Origin of the sequence: Salinimonas iocasae, assembly GCF_006228385.1 — a bacterium.
Taxonomy (GTDB): Bacteria; Pseudomonadota; Gammaproteobacteria; order Enterobacterales; family Alteromonadaceae; genus Alteromonas; species Alteromonas iocasae.
Genome location: NZ_CP039852.1, coordinates 3,764,345 through 3,783,131 on the forward strand (window position 1 = coordinate 3,764,345; position 18,787 = coordinate 3,783,131).

The following is an 18,787-nucleotide window of genomic DNA, read 5'->3' on the forward strand; positions in this document are numbered from 1 at the left end:
AAGATGGCTCTTTGGGTTCTAGCGCCCATTTTACTGCTTATTTTGCTTATCGGAATTCTGATAAGCCCTCTGGGCAGCCCGTTGCTGGGCCCCCTGGCTTCTGCGGTTGTTCCAAACCTTGAAATTGAAGACGTTTCCGGTTCGCCACTCAGCACTTTCACGGTAGAGGGCGTGTCGTGGAAAAATGAACAATGGCAGGTTGAGGTAAACAGCGCATCAATTAATCTGGTACTGGGCTGCCTGTTTTCCAACAAAGTTTGTATAGACTTTGTCACTACTGATGGCGTTGCGGTCAGTCAGATTGGCGAAGCGCCCGAAGAAGAGCCGCCGGCATCGGAAGAGCCTTTCTCTATGCCAATAACGGTCGTTATTCAGCAGGCTAAATTGACGGACACACAATTTAAAATGGCCGGTCAGAAAATTGAGCTGGCATCGTTGTTTTTGAAAGGCCGCATGGCAGATGTGTTGACGCTGGACCCTGTAGAGCTTGAAGGGTTGCGTATCACATTACCCCAAACTACCCAGCCCCCTCCTCAGGTTAACGACACGCCAGTCAATTATGCGCTCAGTTACACTGCGCCTGAGCTGCCGGAAATAAAAACGCCAGTCCCGATCAATGTGACAGCGTTCAGCTTAAAAGATATCCGAATCGTTACCGGCGAGCAGACTCAGAAAATAAATATCGTTGCCTTCGATACCTTTTCGTTCTCTGACTACACCATGGATCTTAATGGGTTACACGTGAAGCATGAGATGGGGCAGGCGGACTTGTCATTTGCTGGCACCTTAAAAGAAAATTATCCGATAAACAGCGATCTCATCGCCAAATTCACTTTGCCTGACGGCCAGTCTCAACAAGTTAAACTTAATCTCGATGGGTCATTGAGTGCGCTGGAGCTAAACGTGCAGGCAGCCGGACAATATCAGGCGAATGTACAGGCCACTGCAGATATTCTAAACGATGACCTGCCGGCTAAACTAAACGTCACCTGGCCTGAACAAGCGTTGCCGGGTATGCCGGATAGCAAACTGTATAAAGGCCAGCTGACCGCACGTGGTCAGATGGGAAACTATCAGGTGAAGGGAAACACCGCCGCAGATGCTCCTCAGGTAGGCAGGGTACCGGTAAGCCTCGATATTGTATTGAACAGTAAAAATATCACTGTAAATAGTTTGGATGCAGAACTGTTAGAAGGCACTGTCAGTAATACCGGAACGCTATACCTTAACGAGTCAGTCAGCTGGTCGGGAAAGACCAGGCTGAAAAATATCTCAACTCTGCCGCTTGTCAGCAGTGGACCGACAGAGGTATCTGGCGAGTTCACCAGTTTGATGCAATATGACCAGAAAGGTATTCAGGCAAGCCTGACAGATCTGGATATCAGTGGCCGCCAGGGTGGTTTTGATTTGAATATAAAGGGTTCTGCTGTTTATTCAGGCCCGAATGAGTTGTTAGTGACATCGGTACAGTTAACACAGGGAGAGAACCAGGCCGAAGTAGCCGGTCAGCTAATAAAGAATCGGTTATTGAAGGGAACCGTGCAGGCACAACTCACGGAGCTGGATGCGCTTTATCCGGGACTTAATGGCTCAGTGACGGCGGATATTGATGTCTCAGGTGACTGGAAAGATCCAGCCGCAGAGGGCTCTGTGTCATTAGATGATGTACAGGTACCAGCGTCACTGAACCCCTCTCTGGCGCAGCAGGGAGCGGTAAACGGTGATTTATCGGTTAGTGGTAAACTGTCTGATCACCATGTAGAAACCCGGATAAGCATGCCTGAACATTTACTGTCGATTGTTGTTGACGGTGCCTGGGAGGGTGAGCGCTGGAAGGGCATGATTACCGATAGCCAGATAGGTGTTTTTTCTACCCGCTGGGAACTTGAATCCCCGTTTACTGTTGCTGTCCGGCCCTCACCCTTTAGCACAAAAATTACCGCACACTGCTGGGATTCCCGCAATGAAGGCGAGCTGTGCATGCGGGATTTGCTTTATAAAAATGACGTTGCCCGGTGGAATATTGATGCTAATCGCCTGCCGGTCGGCTTATGGGCCAGTGAGTTTTTAGGTGAGCTTGTTCCTGAGCCGCCAGAGGCTACCGCATCACTGACCACTCAAGGCAAGATGCCGATAGGTGAGCGACCGCAAGGGACATTTTCTCTGAATGTGACACCCGCTACATGGGCGCTTGGAAAAGACGGCAATGTCGCTATTAATGTTGATGCAATCAACGCCAGTGGTGAGCTGACAAAAGATGAACTCACCGCCTCTGCTTCACTGGAAAGTGAACAGCTTGGTAATGTGAATGCTCAGGTAAAAACACGTCCGTTTTCGGACAGTCCTACCATTGATGGCAATATCTCGGTGGATGATATACAGGTTGCGCCACTTAAGCCCATTTCGCCGGCAATACGGGAGCTGACCGGTTCGATTAACGGTGATATTAAGCTTAGCGGTGAGCTGGGATCACCTCAGCTTAATGGCGAGGTCAAGCTGGCTAACGGTAATATTGATATTGAAGACACCCCTGCGGCAATAGGTGACTGGACCCAGGATATTCGGTTTAATGGCACAAGTGCCCAGTTTGACGGTCAGTTCTCGCTTGGTCCGGGTCAGGGCCAGTTACAGGGGGATATCGACTGGTCCACGCCACGTACGCCCAAATTGTCGCTAACGCTGACCGGTGACCGACTGGAGGTTCAGCAGCGCGACGTTACAGTCAGGATTTCGCCTGATCTGGAAGCAACCGTATCACCCGAGGCCGTAGAGGTAAGAGGCACGGTAAATATTCCCTGGGCAAGGGCGAAAATAGAAGAGCTGCCCGAAAGTGCCGTGGCGCCTTCTAAAGATGTCTATCTGCGAGGTGAGCCGCCGAAAGAAGATCCCCTTAGCATCGTCAATGCGGATATTGATGTCTTAATTGATGATGACAAAACCGGTGAGGTAAAACTGGAGGCGTTTGGTCTTACTGCTAACCTGACGGGTCACTTGCAGGTAAAAACGCAGCCTGCGCTGGTGGGCTTTGGCGCACTTCAGATAATGGACGGCAGGTTTCAGGCTTACGGCCAGGATTTGCTTATTCGCACTGGGGAGGTGCAATTTAACGGACCCCTTGATCAGCCACAGTTATTGGTAGAAGCGATACGCTCTCCCGCCAAAACCGATGACGGTGTCATTGCCGGGATCCGTATTGATGGCTTAGCCGATAGCCCAAATATCAACGTTTTCAGCACTCCCTCGATGGACCAGAGCCAATCTTTACTTTATTTACTAACCGGCAGTGGCGAACTGGGCGGCGATGGTGGTGAAACTAATTATGGTGCTCTGTTGCTTGGTCTGGGCCTGTCAAACACGGAAGGTATTCAGGGACAACTGGGTAATGCGTTGGGTATCGAAGATTTCAGTATTGGTACAACCTCCGGTTCAGCGGGTGATCCTAAACTGTCACTAACCGGTCGCATTAATGACAGACTAAGTGTTAAATACAATTTTGATGTTGGCCTGGGAAGTGGTGACAGTACGGCAGAAACTGTTCGCAGACGTTCCGCGCCGCCGGATCTGGCATTACGCTATCGCTGGCTGCCCCAGTTTTATGCAGAAGCGATACAGACTACAATTGAGGAACAAACAATTTTTGCTATAGACTTTTATTATCAGTTCTTTTTAGGCGAAGAGCCTAAGCAAAAAGCTGGCAAGCCGAAGTCTGAGGATACCGATAATTCACAAAGTGCTCGCCAAAATGGCGAAGATGAGTAACTGACTTAAAGCTCACTGGTGTCTATTTGTATTTGTAGTTGCTCGAGTTCCCTGGCGAAACGGCGCTGACGTCGGGCTGCCCAGAGATAGAAAAGCAGATTAGCAATGCCGGCTCCGCCTATGGCAATAACCACTGGTATGTGCTTAGCGGCTGGCAACCCGCCGTTGATATATAAAGTCAGGTAGAATGCAGTCAGTGCGAGCTGCACAACCCAGGCAGAGTGTTTGGATACCTGGGCTATCCGAACATTGTTTGCTAACTGATTGCGAAGAAGATGTAGGTGATCGCGCGTCGACTTTCCACTGAATAACGATAAACGCCTTAGCCAGGTCAGATAAATAGTGTAAACCACAGCAGCAAAACCAATAGCAATCAGAAAATACCACTCTGGTGAATTCGTTCTTATTGGTGACCAGAAAAGTAAATAGATAAGCGGTACCAGGCATAAAAAATCCAGTGTGAGGTATAATCTGTGCCTGAACTGAAATGTCCGCCAACGCTTCTTCACCTGATTAATATCAATCTTGGAAACTGGCTGAGACTGCCACAAATCATTTAAGTCTTTGTCGAAATCATTCATCATTCAGACTCCTTTTTATCGCAGTCTTAGCACGATTAAGTAACACACCCACATGGGAACGTTGCAAACCGCACACATCGGCAATTTCGTCATAGCTAAGCCCTTCCAGCGACAGGGTTATTACCTGACGGCTCTGAATAGGTAATACGCGAATGGCATCAAGCAGCCGCTGGCGTGATTGAGCCTGCTCGGCGTGAGCACCCGGTCCACTCTGTTTTTCTTCACAGAATAGCGTGCTGTTATCTTCAAAATCATCTGTTGCCGGTTGTTTTACCTGACGCGAGACATGACTCACAGCTCGGTTGTGTGCCACTTTAAGAATATAGGTTTTGATACTACTGCGTCCTTCATAGCGTTGTAGACTTTGCCACACCGCCAGGCTGATATCCTGCGCTAACTCATCACGAAGTGCTGGCTCAGCCTCATAAGAAGCAGCCACGCGGCTCAATAATGGTCCGTACTGAGAAAACACCTGCTCAAAATCCACTTTTCTGGAACATTCCCTTCTGGTGTAAAACGTTGTATATCCGGATAGTCGTCAAAAATAAAAAAATATTACAGGCACAACGTAATAAAGCGAAAACAGTGATGACTGTATATCCAAACCAGTAAGAGGAAAAGAACGATGACAGCAATCATTACACTAACGCTTGTATTCACCCTGATTGGCGTGGCTTATTATTTTGACGCCCGGTACGGCTGGCAGTTTGTAGCCTGGATGAACGGCACAACTGAAAACCCATTTATATCTGCAAACCGAAAAAGTACCTCAGGTCGCTCAGCACAAAAACAAAACAGTGTTGAAAAGGATAAGGAAATTTCCGCTTTAAGAAAAAGAGTGGAGACGCTGGAGGCGATTGTGACTGATTCCACTTATGAGCTTAATCAGAAAATAAATCGCCTGTAGATACGACGTCTATGCGCTGTGCTGCAAAAACTGCTCAATGTTGGATACGGCTTTATCCAGCAAACGCTGTCTGGATTCCGTCGCTCCCCACGCTGAATGCGGGGTAATAATAAGGTTATCCAATGGCTCAGCCAGCAACGGATTATCTGATGAAGGTGGCTCTGTACTAAGCACGTCCAGTCCTGCGCCAGCAATACTGCCAGAGCGCAGAGCCTCGGCCAGTGCGTGTTCATCCACCAGCGTGCCACGAGCAGTGTTGATGAGAAATGTACTGGGCTTCATCTTTTCCAGCGCAGCTTTATTAATAAGGTTTTCGGTATCACGCGTCGCCGGACAATGCAGACTCACTACGTCGGCCTGACTAAGCAAATCATCCAATGGCGGTCGCGGGTCATCACTGCTACCTGGTCGCGCGCTGAAACTTACCCGCATACCCAACGCCTGGCAGACACGGGCAAAGCCGCTACCCAGCTGGCCGCTACCGACTATCACCAAATGTTTATCACGAAGCTCGGTTATCGGAAAATCAAGCAAACAAAAATGCTCAGACTGCTGCCAGCGGGATGCGTTAACAGACTGATTGTACCTCACAAACGAGGTAGTCAGATTGAGCAGCAGCATGAGTGCATGCTGAACCACAGAGCCTGTACCGTAGCCTTCTACATTGGCCACCCTGATATCATGGGCCTGACAATAGTCGGTATCTACATTATTCATGCCCGTAGCGAGCACGCCAATATAGCGACACTGACTGTCATTTAAGTTTTGTTCGCTCAACACGACTTTGTTAGTCAGGATAATTTGCGCATCCTTGATGCGGGCATTTACCTCGTTGGCGGCTGTATTATCAAAGTAGGTCCAGCTGACAGGTAAGGCTTCCAGCGAAGCTAAATCCAGATCGTCCGGCTTCAAAGAAGCCATATCAAGTATTACACCTTTCATTCCAGGTCCTCGCTCAACGCATCCAGCTGCAATTTGATGTGACTGGGTATCGGCACCACTTTGTCTGTAGCGCGCTCTACAAATATTTGCATGAACTGACCATGGGCAGCACGCCGCCCGGTCTCGCCAGCATATACCGACACACCGAATGTGACTGCGCTGCGGGCCAACTTTATAACCCGTAAACCCACAGCAATGGGCTCTGGATAGCTGACGTTTGACATGTACTGACACTGGGAGCCGGTGACAAACGGCACAATCTTACTTGAGGCAACATTGAGCTCACAGCGTTCACTTAAAAACTGATTTACTACTGAATCAAAAAAGCTATAAAACACCACATTACTGATATGACCAAGTGCATCGCAATCCTGCGCACGTGTGGTCAGCTCAATATGATAAGGATAATCGGCCAGTGAGGGTGCAAAATCAGTCATAATCAGACTCAGTCAAAAAGAATAGCATACGTTGCCTGATACAGAATTCCCACCCTGTCAGGAACTTTCAGAGTGTAAACCTGATTGAGACGCTAACAAAATCAGGTCGTCACGATGGATAATTTCCGACCCTCTGGAAAATCCTATGAGACTCTCAAAATCTTTACTATTAAAGCCTTTTATCGACAGTAAGTCTTCACTATTATAATTTACCAGGCCTTTGGCGATAGCCGTATTATTGTGTTCAACTGTTACAGCATCCCCCACCCGAAAGTTTCCCTTAATATCTACTATTCCCTTTGCCAGCAAAGAGGCTCCCCGGCCGCAAACAGCTTCCTTGGCGCCACCATCAACAATAAGTGTGCCACGGGATTTCAGCGTGTGTTGCAACCACAATTTGCGCGCGTGAACAGGTGCCTGAGAGGGGCAAAACAGCGAACCATCAAGCTTTCCTTTGCTAAGCGCCTCAAACACTGCCTTATGGTGACCATTAATAATGCAGGCCTGAATGCCACTGCCCATACAGGTTTTGGCGGCTTGAAGTTTAGTCAGCATACCACCGGTGCCCACCGCTGAACCGGCACCGCCGGCCAGACTCATAATTTTATCGTCAATATTGAATACTTTATCAAGGCGGGTGGCAGAGGGGTCTTTCCTGGGATCAGCCGTATATAACCCATCAATATCTGAACAGATAATCAGCGTATCAGCCTGTGAAACCAGTGCGGTATAGGCTGCCAGATTGTCATTATCACCCACTTTAAGTTCGTCCACTGCAACGGTGTCATTCTCGTTGATAACCGGAATAGCCCCATGCTTGAGAAGCTGATTGATGGTGTTTTTTATATTTACGTATCGGGTACGGTCGTGCAGATCACCGGCGGTAAGCAGAAGCTGGGCACAGGGGCGGTCGAGTAATTCCTGCCAGCACGCCATCATCCGGGTCTGACCAATTGCTGCCATCGCCTGTTTTTCAGCAATAGTAGGCCGGTGTGTAACAGGCACTTGTTGACGCCCGGCCGCTACACTTCCTGATGAAACAATAATGACATCTTTGCCGGCTTGCTGTGAGCGCATTATAAATTGCGCAAGAGGCTGTAAAAGCTTCGGATTACACCCTCTGCCTTCTGGCGCGATTAGTGCGCTGCCTACCTTGATAACTGCACGCTGCCAGCTCAGCCTGTTCATATATGTTATGCCGAAAAAGGAAAGAATTTTAAGCATACGACAGAATGTGATAACTGAAAAAGCGCTTATTTCATTTAATTTTTACGACCCGTCTTTGCGGTGAATTTTTGACTTATTGCGGCTAAGACCTGCAAAAATGCATCAACTAACGATAGAATGACAAATTCGATGCCCTTAACTTAGCAATATCTAGCAAGGAATCTGCATGAGCAAACGACAAAACCGCCTGTTCTGGCTGGTGTCTGCAGTATCAGTGATGCTGCATTTACCGGTTGCCGCCAGTTCAGCGATAAAACAAACAAAAGGCGACTTTGAAGATAAATTCCGACAGCTGGAAGAAACCCTGCCCACGCCAAATGTCTATCGAAATGCAGCCGGTGCACCCGGTCACCAGTATTGGCAGCAAAAAGTAGACTATAAGATCGACGTAAAACTAAATGAAGAAAATCGTCGCATCGAAGCGTCAGAACAAATCACTTATCAGAATAATTCGCCTGACACGCTGAAATACCTCTGGATTCAGCTTGATCAGAATAAATATCGCGAAGACTCTATGTCAGCACTGACAACGACCTTTGGCGGTATCGGGAATCGTGGTCCGGCTACCAAATCAGCATCTTCTGATGCGCCAGCGCGGCTAAGCATGGGTGCATTGCGTCGTCAGCAGTTTGTAGAAGACACTGAATTAGGTTACGACATTCAGAAAGTCGCTACCGGCAACGGCAAAAAGCTGCACCACGTTATTGTGGGTACGCTGATGCGCGTTGATTTGGATAAGCCACTTAAACCTGGTCAGCAAACAAATCTTCAAATTGATTTTGCATTTAACATCGTAGAGGAAGATGCTGTCAGCGCTCGCGCGGGTTACGAGCACTTCCCGGATGATGAGCGTGAAGGCGGCAACGACATCTTTTTGCTGGCGCAATGGTTCCCTCGCCTTGCTGCATATACAGACTATGAAGCATGGACCAATAAAGAATTTATTGGCCGCGGCGAGTTCACGCTGGAATTTGGTAACTATGATGTGAACATTACTGTTCCTGCCGATCATATTGTTTCGTCTACCGGTACCTTACAGAACCCGAAAGATGTTTTAACCAAGACACAGCGCGACCGTCTGAAAAAAGCTGAAAATGCCGAACGCCCTGTTTTTGTTGTTACTGCAGAAGAAGCGCTGGAGAACGAAAAAGCCGGTACGTCCAAAACCAAAACCTGGCGCTTTAAAGCGGAAAATATCCGTGATTTCGCCTGGGCATCATCACGTAAATTTATGTGGGATGCGCGCGGCTTTGAGCAGGATAATGAAGACACACCATTAGTTATGGCAATGTCTTTCTACCCTAAAGAAGGCGGCGATTTGTGGAAGAAATACTCTACTGAATCAGTCATCCACACACTGGATGTGTATAACCGCTTTACCTTTGACTACCCCTATCCGACAGCCCAGTCCGTAAACGGTCCTGTTGGCGGTATGGAATACCCGATGATTTCCTTCAACGGTCCTCGTACTGACTTACAGGATGACGGCTCACGTACCTATTCGCTGGCTGAAAAGCGCTTTTTGATTGGCGTGGTAATTCACGAAGTGGGTCATAACTATTTCCCTATGATTGTAAACTCGGACGAGCGTCAGTGGACCTGGATGGATGAAGGCCTGAACAGCTTCCTTGACGGTGTTGCAGGTCGTGAATGGGATCCGAATATTCCATGGGGTGTAGAGCCGCGTGATGTAGTAGGTTATATGAAGTCATCGTCTCAGGTGCCTATCATGACACAGTCAGATTCAGTACTGCACCTGGGTCCGAACGCTTACACCAAGCCCGCTGTTGCCCTGAATATCTTGCGTGAAACTATCCTGGGCCGTGAACTGTTTGATTTTGCTTTTCGCGAATATGCCCAACGCTGGATGTTCAAGCGTCCTACGCCAGCAGATTTCTTCCGCACGATGGAAGAAGCGTCAGGTGTAGATCTTGACTGGTTCTGGCGTGGCTGGTTCTACAGCACAGACCATGTCGATATCGCGATTGACCGCGTATACAAACTGCGTCTGGACACTGAAGATCCGGATATTGACCTGAAGCGTCAACGTGAAGCTGAGATGGAAAAACCAATGTCTCTGACCGTTGAGCGTAATGAACAGGAAGGTCGTCAGCTGTGGGTTGAACGTTTTGACGATATCAAAGATTTCTACGACGATAACGATCAATACACCCCGACTAACAAAGATCGCAATAAGTACCGAAAATTCCTGAAAGATTTAGAACCGTGGGAACGTAAAGCGTTTGAGCGAGCTGTCCGTGAAGACAAAAATTACTATGTCATGGAATTCTCCAATCAGGGCGGTCTGGTTATGCCAATCATTCTTGAATTAGAGTTTGCTGACGGTACTAAACAGATGAAGCGAATTCCGGCTGAAATCTGGCGCCGTACGCCCAAGGCTGTTTCTAATCTGATTGTCACAGAAAAAGACAAAGAGCTGGTTAGCGTTGCGGTTGACCCACGCTGGGAAACCGCTGATGTAGATGTGGAGAATAACTACTATCCACGCCGCATTATTCCGTCTCGTATTGAAGCCTATAAGTCAGAAAAGAGCAGCAGACGTGTTTACAAAGACCTGATGCAGGAAAGTAAGACTGAACTGAAGACTGAAGATGACGACAGTGATAGCGATGACGACTAAGTCTGTATTTCAGCGCACCATGCAGTGGAGCCTTATGGCTTTGCTGTTGGTGTCATGTGCCCAGGTACAGGCGCATCAGATTAAAGCAGCCATTACTACTGTGCTGTTTAATCCGCGCACGGAAAACATCGAAGTCATGCATCGCTTCAATCTGCATGATGCTGAGCATGCCGTTAAGCGTCTGTTCGATAAGCAGGCAGACATACTGGACGATAAGAAGACGCAACAGGCGTTTGCTGAGTATGTTACACAGCGCTTTTCAGTTCGTAATGCCGGTGGCAAGGCGCTTGCCCTCAACTTGGTTGGCTTTGAAACGGAAGGTAAATTCTTCTGGGTTTACCAGGAAACGGCTCAGCCGCCAGAGCTTGAAGGACTTCAAATTCAGCACGATGCATTGCGAGACTTGTGGCCATCTCAGGTCAATACGTTAAACGTTGAAGGGATGGGTGATATAAAAACGCTACGGTTTGAAGGCAATGCAACATTGCTGGAAGTCGAGTTTGAAGGCCATCACCACTAAAGTCTTACATTAACATCATTGCAACATCAGCCCGCTTTATCCATTATAAAAAAATAATGGTTAACGGGCTGATTTTTTTATGAGTACATCAGATAGCTTCTCAAATAGAAAGAATATTATCTGGGTATATCTTTCAGGCGCAATGGCGCTGACATTTATTGTACTGCTGTTTCTACCTGATTCTGGTACTGGTGGCGCTACGCTGTCGTTGTATTCAACGATGTTGTGGTGCGGACTGTTCGGCGCGGCGCTGTTCAGATATTTGCTTAAAAATACCTGGGTAGGTTTTGCCGCAGGAAGTGTAGCGGGAATGCTGATTCAGATTGTTTCGCAGATGGTGTAACCCACTAGTACGGCAACTGCATGGTAAACGGTAAAGCGGTTTGTGTTTTTGATTTAGGCGGATTGCCAATCATTTCATCGTAAGGCGTATCGTGAATCATTACTGCCTGGGTAACCTGGCATGATGCAAACGCTTCACGAATATGACCAGCACTGAAAAAGCGCATTGGGCGGTCGCTGTCATCATAAATAAACCCGGTTTTCTCGCCAATGGTTATCTGCACCAGATAAACATTCATTTCAAATGACTGAACTTCAAGATAATCAATATCCGGGTTTCTTTGCTCAATATCTTTCATCAGAAACTTATGCATGATTGACTCCCGCATAGCATTTGGGTTCTTTACTATACTTTCTCCGTCAGGTTGATGTTCATTAAATCTTTGCAAATCTCGCTCTGTTGGTGTTTAGCTTTAGTGACTAATGAGAGGCGTTGGTTTAAAGATTTTTGGCGTTAAAACGATCAAATTCTGTCTTTTTTATGTAGGAAAATGAACCAATCATGGAAATTTGCGTTTGTGCGTCTAATGCCCTTTCGTCATAAACGCATAGCAAGTATGATTCTTGTAAGACATTGTTCTGAGGATTAATTTTATATGGTGGATATGTTATGAGTGACCCGTCAGAAAAACGCAAGGTAGCCCCGCACATTGTATTAATAGCCATTATCATCATTATTATTCTGGCCGTTGTGTTCTGGCCTTCTGATGATTCGTCTGAACAGGTAGAGGAAGCCGAGCCGACGGTTGAACCGCAAGAAACCTTACCTTCCGATCAGGGCGATACCGAAGAGTTTGAGGGAACCCCCGAGCCTGAACCGGTAGAAATTGACCCTGAAACAGAGCCTGAGCCAATGCCAGAGCAGGAAGAAGTCGAACCAGAACCACTGGATAGCAGTGACGAGGGCATCAAAAACTCACTGTCCGGACTAAGTGAGCAGGAAGATACCAACACATTTCTGGTAGACGAAGGATTATTGCAGCGCTTTGTCGTTTCAGTAACGAACGTTGCCAATGAGGAGATGGCTAACCAGCAGCCGCTTAAAGCGCCTGAACAGACATTTCGCGTATACAGCCAGGCTGGCAAAGAATGGATCGATGCTGCAAGCTACAAACGCTATACGCCGTATGTCAACATGATGGAATCAATGGATAATGAAGAGCTGGTAAATCTGTATAAAAATTACCGTCCTCAGATTCAGGAAAAATATGCCGAGATCGGTAATCCGGATGAATCTTTTGATACCGTGGCTGTTAAAGCTATCAATGAGTTGCTCGATACACCTGAGGTACCGGTTCCAGTAGAGGTTTACAGTGATTCAGTGGCGTATAAGTATGCTGATCCGCAACTGGAAAATCTGAGCGCACCGCAAAAGCAACTATTGCGTACAGGCCCTGACAACATGCGTCGTATTAAAGCCAAGTTACGCGAAATAAAAGCTATGCTCGAGGAAGAAAATGGATCTTAACAGATTCAGCCAGCAAATTACGGATGCTGCGGGAGATACCACCCGCAGTATTCCTCCCGTCGACAAGTGGGATCCGGAATTTTGCGGCAATATGAACATGACTATCAAGCTGGATGGCAGTTGGCACTATGAGGATAGCCCTATAGGCCGACAGTCACTGGTACGGTTATTTTCTTCGGTCATTAAGAAAGAAGATGAAAATTATTTTCTGGTCACACCCGTCGAAAAGCTCGGAATAACTGTTGAAGACGTGCCATTTTTGGTTACTCAATGGGAAGAGGACGATGACAGCATCGTGTTTACTACTAATGTCGGTGACCGATTTACATTGTCTTCTAATCATCCCCTTGAGCTCCGTGAGCCTCCGCAGGCACTTGGCGCGCCAGATAGCACGCCAATACCTTACGTATGTGTAAGAACAAACCTCTGGGCCCGTATTAATCAAAACGTCTATTATCAGCTGGTTGAGCACGCAGAGCGCCGACACAAAAATGGACGCCAGCAGCTGTTTGTTACCAGTGAATATGAACCTTTTGTTATCGGAGAACTTCCGGAATAGTTTTCTGCCAAGTGGTCCGTGTGGGCCACTTTTACAACTACTTTACATGCCCGTCCGCTCTGCCCTATTGTTACCCTTCACCTTAAAAACGGAAGCGCGCTTTATGAATAATAAACTTTCTTGTCTTTGTCTGTGCCTAGGTAGTCTGATGACCGCAAGTGTTACTGCTGATACGTTAATACATGCGGGAAAGCTGTTTGACGGAACCGGTACATCGCTGCGAAACAACGTAACGATTGTGATTGAAGGTAACAAGATAGCAGAAGTAAAAGATGGTTATGCAAAAGCAGGCAACGATGATGAAGTCATCGATTTAAAAAATAGTACAGTGCTTCCGGGCCTTATGGATATGCATGTTCATTTGTCTTCGCAAAGCGGACCCGGTGCTTATCTTGAACGATACACTAAGAATGAAGCTGATTACGCTCTGACGGCCGCAAACTATGCGAAAAAAACCGTCCATGCCGGGTTTACCACTGTTCGTAATCTTGGTGATATCTACAACGAAACAGTAGCCCTGAGAAAGGCCATTGATAAAGGCTTACTGGAAGGGCCACGTATTTATACTGCCGCCAAATCAATTGCCACAACCGGTGGTCATGCTGATCCGAGCAACGGTATGGCGCGTGTTATCCGACCGGATACAGGTCCGGCAAGCGGTGTGGTCAATGGCACCGCAGAAGCGCGCGAAGCGGTCAGACAGCGTTACCAGGATGGTGCAGATGTTATTAAAATAACCGCCACTGGTGGCGTGCTGAGTGTGGCTAAAAGTGGTCAGAACCCTCAGTTTATGGACGACGAGCTACAGGCGATTGTTGAAACTGCCAACGACTACGATATGACCGTTGCAGTGCATGCGCATGGTAAAGAAGGAATGAAACGGGCCATCAAAGCGGGGGTGACTTCAATAGAACATGGCACCTACATGGATGAAGAAGCGATGGACCTGATGAAGCAGAACAATACTTACTATGTTCCGACGATTATGGCGGGTAAGTTTGTTGCTGAAAAAGCAAAAATAGATGGCTATTTCCCTGAGCTGGTTCGCCCTAAAGCCAAAGAGATAGGGCCATTGATACAGGATACCTTTAAAAAGGCGCATAATGCCGGTGTTAACATCGCTTTTGGTACCGACTCCGGCGTATCAGCACATGGTGATAACGCCCAGGAATTTGGCTTTATGGTTGAAGCCGGTATGTCAGAAGCCGATGCATTGCTTAGCGCAACAAAACATGCAGCAGCGATGCTTAAAATAGATGACCAGTTAGGCAGCGTAGAAAGCGGTAAATTGGCCGATATTATCGCTGTAAATGGGAACCCAATTGAAGATATCAGCGTAATGGAATCTGTTACCTTCGTAATGAAGGATGGTAAGGTCATGAAACAAAAGTAGGACGCCATGGGCATACGCGCACAGGTTAAGGAAAGAACCCGAAGGTTAAAAAATTCTGAAAATATGCTTTCGGGTGTGGCGATTGCCTCAATGCTCGAATCAACTGTTGTCCCTATTCCTTTAGAGGCTGTGCTCGTCCCCCTGATGCAGGCCAGACGCGATAAGCTGTGGATGATCGCGTTCATGGCCACCCTGGGTTGCCTGGTTGGCGCTATTATTGGCTATGGTCTTGGTTATTTCCTGTTCGATCTTGTCGGTGACTGGGTCATTGAAACATTCTCTAACCAGGAGCAATTCGATAGCGTTAAACAGCAAATGCAGCGTCAGGGCTTCTGGTTTGTGCTGACCCTTGGCATAGCACCCATCCCCTTTCAAATAGCCATGCTGGCAGCTGGCGCTGCTAAATACTCTCTGTTCTTTTTCGTGCTGGCGACGGTGATAGCTCGCTCAATTCGGTATTTTGGACTGGCTGTTGTGGTATACATTGCTGGTAATCAGGCAGAAGCGCTAATCCGCCAATACAAAGCAAGTGCAATTGTTGGGCTGACACTGCTGGTTTTATTACTCTGGTACGTCAGCACATTATTTTGACGAACTGCACAAGCGATATTGACGAACGATATAAAGCACTCTATTATTGATAATAATTCTCATTTACATTAAATATGTTTAAGGAGATTCCGGTGCGGTCGAGTTATATAAGCAGCAAGTATAAACAATGGTTACAGGCTAACCCTGAGGATGCGAGAGTGCAGCGTACTCAGATGCAGCAGACCGCCAACCGCTTTCTGGAAGAGGGGGATGAAGCCAGTGCCATTCATTGCAGCGGACAGGCACTGGAAATAGCTCAGGCCATCATACAATCTCTACGCAGCCCTGAAGAAGGCGCTACGCTTATTTCTCAGGATTTTATCGCCTACGGTGCGCTGGCCATTTACCTGTCTAATCATTATCGAGCGGCGGGAGAAAAACGCGCAGCGCAGGAAATAATACAGGATGCTCAGCAGCAGCTTATCGCACTAACGCCGTTATATGCCAGTGAGCCTCAGGTCGCGAAACTTATTCAGGCGATAGTGCAATCACTCAACGATGACCAGCCTTCCCCGACTACCGGTCCTGACGGGCAATTACTTCACTAAGCAGCTATGAAAATGTCTAATCAGTCTGCTCAACCCGAAAACATGGTGCACATCACACTAAGCGTCGAAACAATGAAACGACTTTTGCAGCATCACGCTTTGCACGTCACCGATTTTACCTGTAGTTCAGAGCATTCCAAAAACCTTGTCCATCAGACGTTACTTAAATCTATCCGGTCTTAATTTATATTTATTGAATATGAAGTAATCATGAAAGGTCATTAAACCGTAAGCAGATAATAACAATATTTACGGAGCAAGATCTTGACTGATAACTGGAAATCTATGCTGGCCTTTGGCGGGTATGCAGCTAAAACTGTTGTGTACTGTCTTTTAGGCGTACTGATTCTACAATCTGCCATTGGCGCTTACGGGTCAGATTCCCCGTCTCAAAAAAATGTTTTCATGTCTATTCTTGAGCAACCCTTTGGGCGAATTCTGCTGGGCGCAGTCATCGTCGGTATGGCATGTTACGTACTTTGGCGCTTTGTTCAGGCCGGTCTTAATATAGATAACCTGGATATGAGCAAAGCGAAAGATGTTGTTACGCGAATATTCTATTTTGTATCCGGCATCATCTACGCATTTGGTACCTATCTGGCTATCAAAGTATTCCAGGGAGCGGGTGGATCGTCAAGCGGCGGCCAGAGTAACAGCGAGGAAATGTCATCAACCCTGATGCAGCAACAGTGGGGCATATATCTGGTCGCTGCGGTCGGTATCATCATCGTTATCTTCTCTTTTATACAGTTCAAACACGCGTTCAAAGCAGACTTCATGGACAAGTTCGATGTTCACAGAATGTCGGCAAGAATTAAAAAGCTGAGTCGTGTGGTAGGGCGTATGGGCTTCTTTGCACGGGGTATTGTTTATATTCTGGTTGGGGGATTTTTCATTCAGGCAGCCTATAAGGCTGATCCCCAGGAAGCTGGCGGCCTTAAAGAAGCGCTGGATACCATTGTGCAGCAAAGCTATGGTCAATATGCACTAATGGTGGTCGGTGCGGGTATTTTCTTATTTGGTATTTTCTGTGCGATTGAAAGTCGCTATCACAAAACCTGAGTGTAAAGACCAGGTTTTGTGAAATATATTAGAGTAAGAAAAAAGGGGGCTTTAGCCCCCTTTTTTAATAAGATATTCGTAAGGTAACTCATCGGTTTGCGATTTAAGCAAAGTATGTTGCATGAACCGACAGAAACTTGGAACATCACGCGCCGTAGACGGATCGTCCGCTGTAATATATACCGTTTCGCCATCAGCCATTTTTCTGACTTTCAGGCGAATCATCATTACCGGTTCGGGGCACCGTAGTCCTTTTGCATCCAGCTGATAATCCGCATCGTGAAAATCGTTTATATCATTCACAGTCAGATTCCGTATTGCTCACGATAGGCGTTAATTGTGTTGATACGATCCTGTTGTGCCGGTTGTTCTTTGAGATACGAAACAACATCGGCTAGTGTCACAATGGAAACAACTTGCGTATCAAAATCTCGCTCAACTTCCTGTATAGCGGACAATTCACCCTGACCACGCTCCTGACGGTCTAACGCAATCAAAACCCCAGCCAATGAAGCATTATTCTGCTCAATCAGCTGCATAGACTCACGAATAGCGGTACCAGCGGTGATAACATCATCCACCAGCATAACTTTACCTTCCAGTGGACTACCCACCAGATTTCCGCCCTCGCCATGCGTCTTGGCTTCTTTGCGGTTAAAGCAATAAGGGGTGTCTACATCATGCTGATCAGCTAACGCTACAGCGGTGGTGGTTGCAATTGGAATCCCTTTGTAAGCAGGCCCGAATAATACATCGAACTCAATTCCGGCATCCATCAGCGCAGCCGCATAGAACCGACCAAGCTTGGCCAGGTCACCGCCACGATTAAATAGCCCTGCATTGAAGAAGTAAGGGCTCGTTCGACCAGATTTTAAGGTAAATTCACCAAATTTCAGTACGCCGCGGGCAATTGCAAACTCAATAAATTCTTTCTGGAACGGTTTCATAGCCCTTCTCCTTACGCCAGTGCAGCCTTTTGTGCATCAAACAATTCGCGCAAACCGTGCTTAGCAATCTCCAGCATCTCGTTCATTTCGTCGAACGAGAACGGTTCACCCTCAGCAGTACCTTGTACTTCAATAAGCTTGCCGGTTTCAGTCATAACAATATTCATGTCAGTTTCGGCTGTTGAGTCTTCTGTGTACTCCAAATCAGCGATGGCTGCACCATCGTGAATACCCACTGACAGTGCGGCAATCATGTGCTTTAACGGGTTGGCTTTGATAATACCTTTGGCGCGCATATACGTCAGCGCATCAACCAGTGCAACACACGCTCCTGTGATAGACGCTGTTCGTGTGCCACCGTCCGCCTGGATAACATCACAATCCAGTGTAATGGTGTTTTCGCCTAACAATTTCAGATCAATAGCGGCGCGCAGGGAGCGGGCAATCAGCCGCTGGATTTCCAGTGTACGTCCGCCTTGCTTGCCCCGGGCTGCTTCACGCTGACTACGGGTGTGGGTAGAACGTGGCAACATGCTGTACTCAGCTGTTACCCAGCCTTTGCCCTGACCTTTCATGAACCGTGGCACACCTTCTTCCACCGTTGCATTACAAAGTACTTTAGTATTGCCAAACTCTATCAGCACAGAGCCTTCGGCATGACAGGTAAAGTTACGGGTAATGGTGACCGGACGGATTTGACTGGCAGTTCTGCCACTTGGACGCATAGGTTTCTCCTGATTAGGCACATTTTTTATGTACATAGTAAAGTGCGGTAAGTATAACGCACTTGCCTAATCAAGTTGAGCATCGAATAAAAGATTTATAGCGCGGTGTAAGCGGGCCGGATGGCCCGCCGGTAAGAA

At 47.3% G+C, this 18,787-nt stretch carries 20 protein-coding genes; 11 read left to right on the top strand and 9 right to left on the bottom strand.

What is annotated here, in order from left to right:
- Window positions 1-3 precede the first annotated feature (3 nt).
- Window positions 4-3,759, top strand: coding sequence for a translocation/assembly module TamB domain-containing protein (locus FBQ74_RS16930; RefSeq protein WP_168190700.1), 3,756 nt, complete (start codon window positions 4-6; stop codon window positions 3,757-3,759).
- A 5-nt stretch (window positions 3,760-3,764) separates the two neighbouring features.
- Here the strand turns inward: FBQ74_RS16930 and FBQ74_RS16935 are convergent, their stop codons facing one another.
- Both FBQ74_RS16935 and FBQ74_RS16940 read right to left on the bottom strand, forming a co-directional pair.
- The gene (locus FBQ74_RS16935) at window positions 3,765-4,343 is read right to left on the bottom strand and encodes a hypothetical protein (RefSeq protein WP_139757787.1); all 579 of its coding nucleotides are present in this window, start codon (window positions 4,341-4,343) and stop codon (window positions 3,765-3,767) included.
- A complete protein-coding gene (locus FBQ74_RS16940) occupies window positions 4,333-4,827 on the bottom strand; it encodes an RNA polymerase sigma factor (protein WP_139757788.1) in 495 nt (164 codons plus the stop codon). Before FBQ74_RS16940 ends, FBQ74_RS16935 begins: the two co-directional genes overlap by 11 nt.
- A 138-nt stretch (window positions 4,828-4,965) precedes the next feature.
- Here FBQ74_RS16940 and FBQ74_RS16945 point away from each other — a divergent pair, with 138 nt between their 5' ends.
- On the top strand, window positions 4,966-5,247 hold the full coding sequence (locus FBQ74_RS16945) for a hypothetical protein (protein WP_139757789.1): 282 nt from the start codon (window positions 4,966-4,968) through the stop codon (window positions 5,245-5,247).
- A 9-nt stretch (window positions 5,248-5,256) separates the two neighbouring features.
- Here the strand turns inward: FBQ74_RS16945 and FBQ74_RS16950 are convergent, their stop codons facing one another.
- Genes FBQ74_RS16950 through proB form a run of 3 tightly spaced genes read right to left on the bottom strand, consistent with a single transcriptional unit; the run spans window position 5,257 to window position 7,814 of the window.
- A complete protein-coding gene (locus FBQ74_RS16950) occupies window positions 5,257-6,189 on the bottom strand; it encodes a D-2-hydroxyacid dehydrogenase (protein WP_139757790.1) in 933 nt (310 codons plus the stop codon).
- Window positions 6,186-6,626: an acyl-CoA thioesterase gene (locus tag FBQ74_RS16955; protein WP_139757791.1), complete on the bottom strand. Its 441-nt coding sequence runs from the start codon at window positions 6,624-6,626 to the stop codon at window positions 6,186-6,188. The genes FBQ74_RS16950 and FBQ74_RS16955 overlap by 4 nt, the downstream gene beginning before the upstream one ends.
- 57 nt (window positions 6,627-6,683) lie before the next feature.
- Window positions 6,684-7,814: a glutamate 5-kinase gene (gene proB, locus FBQ74_RS16960; RefSeq protein WP_139757792.1), complete on the bottom strand. Its 1,131-nt coding sequence runs from the start codon at window positions 7,812-7,814 to the stop codon at window positions 6,684-6,686.
- A 205-nt stretch (window positions 7,815-8,019) separates the two neighbouring features.
- Here proB and FBQ74_RS16965 point away from each other — a divergent pair, with 205 nt between their 5' ends.
- The 3 genes from FBQ74_RS16965 (at window position 8,020) to FBQ74_RS16975 (ending at window position 11,357) form a co-directional block, all read left to right on the top strand.
- Window positions 8,020-10,494: a M1 family metallopeptidase gene (locus FBQ74_RS16965; protein WP_232371946.1), complete on the top strand. Its 2,475-nt coding sequence runs from the start codon at window positions 8,020-8,022 to the stop codon at window positions 10,492-10,494.
- Window positions 10,466-11,014 carry a DUF6702 family protein gene (locus FBQ74_RS16970; protein WP_408641328.1) on the top strand — a complete coding sequence of 183 codons (549 nt, stop codon included), beginning with the start codon at window positions 10,466-10,468 and terminating at the stop codon, window positions 11,012-11,014. Before FBQ74_RS16965 ends, FBQ74_RS16970 begins: the two co-directional genes overlap by 29 nt.
- A gap of 79 nt (window positions 11,015-11,093) precedes the next feature.
- Window positions 11,094-11,357: a hypothetical protein gene (locus FBQ74_RS16975; RefSeq protein WP_139757793.1), complete on the top strand. Its 264-nt coding sequence runs from the start codon at window positions 11,094-11,096 to the stop codon at window positions 11,355-11,357.
- Between the two features lie 4 nt (window positions 11,358-11,361).
- Here FBQ74_RS16975 and FBQ74_RS16980 read toward each other — a convergent pair whose 3' ends face one another.
- A complete protein-coding gene (locus FBQ74_RS16980) occupies window positions 11,362-11,670 on the bottom strand; it encodes a DUF6482 family protein (protein WP_139757794.1) in 309 nt (102 codons plus the stop codon).
- Between the two features lie 296 nt (window positions 11,671-11,966).
- On the opposite strand from FBQ74_RS16980, the gene FBQ74_RS16985 reads away from it, so the two are divergent.
- The 6 genes from FBQ74_RS16985 (at window position 11,967) to FBQ74_RS17010 (ending at window position 16,977) form a co-directional block, all read left to right on the top strand.
- A complete protein-coding gene (locus tag FBQ74_RS16985) occupies window positions 11,967-12,824 on the top strand; it encodes a DUF3014 domain-containing protein (protein WP_139757795.1) in 858 nt (285 codons plus the stop codon).
- Window positions 12,814-13,383, top strand: a complete 570-nt coding sequence (locus tag FBQ74_RS16990) for a DUF1285 domain-containing protein (protein ID WP_139757796.1) — start codon at window positions 12,814-12,816, stop codon at window positions 13,381-13,383. The genes FBQ74_RS16985 and FBQ74_RS16990 overlap by 11 nt, the downstream gene beginning before the upstream one ends.
- A gap of 148 nt (window positions 13,384-13,531) precedes the next feature.
- Complete coding sequence (locus FBQ74_RS16995) at window positions 13,532-14,776, top strand: metal-dependent hydrolase family protein (RefSeq protein ID WP_232371947.1); 1,245 nt, start codon at window positions 13,532-13,534, stop codon at window positions 14,774-14,776.
- A 6-nt stretch (window positions 14,777-14,782) separates the two neighbouring features.
- Entirely contained in the window at window positions 14,783-15,367 is a 585-nt protein-coding gene (locus tag FBQ74_RS17000) for a YqaA family protein (protein WP_139757798.1), read from the top strand.
- Between the two features lie 92 nt (window positions 15,368-15,459).
- Window positions 15,460-15,915: a hypothetical protein gene (locus tag FBQ74_RS17005; RefSeq protein ID WP_139757799.1), complete on the top strand. Its 456-nt coding sequence runs from the start codon at window positions 15,460-15,462 to the stop codon at window positions 15,913-15,915.
- Between the two features lie 264 nt (window positions 15,916-16,179).
- Entirely contained in the window at window positions 16,180-16,977 is a 798-nt protein-coding gene (locus FBQ74_RS17010; RefSeq protein WP_232371948.1) for a DUF1206 domain-containing protein, read from the top strand.
- A 51-nt stretch (window positions 16,978-17,028) separates the two neighbouring features.
- Here the strand turns inward: FBQ74_RS17010 and tusA are convergent, their stop codons facing one another.
- Genes tusA through rph form a run of 3 tightly spaced genes read right to left on the bottom strand, consistent with a single transcriptional unit; the run spans window position 17,029 to window position 18,649 of the window.
- On the bottom strand, window positions 17,029-17,280 hold the full coding sequence (gene tusA, locus FBQ74_RS17015; protein ID WP_139757800.1) for a sulfurtransferase TusA: 252 nt from the start codon (window positions 17,278-17,280) through the stop codon (window positions 17,029-17,031).
- Between the two features lie 2 nt (window positions 17,281-17,282).
- Window positions 17,283-17,924, bottom strand: coding sequence for an orotate phosphoribosyltransferase (pyrE, locus tag FBQ74_RS17020; RefSeq protein WP_139757801.1), 642 nt, complete (start codon window positions 17,922-17,924; stop codon window positions 17,283-17,285).
- A gap of 11 nt (window positions 17,925-17,935) precedes the next feature.
- Window positions 17,936-18,649, bottom strand: coding sequence for a ribonuclease PH (gene rph, locus FBQ74_RS17025; RefSeq protein ID WP_139757802.1), 714 nt, complete (start codon window positions 18,647-18,649; stop codon window positions 17,936-17,938).
- Window positions 18,650-18,787 lie beyond the last annotated feature (138 nt).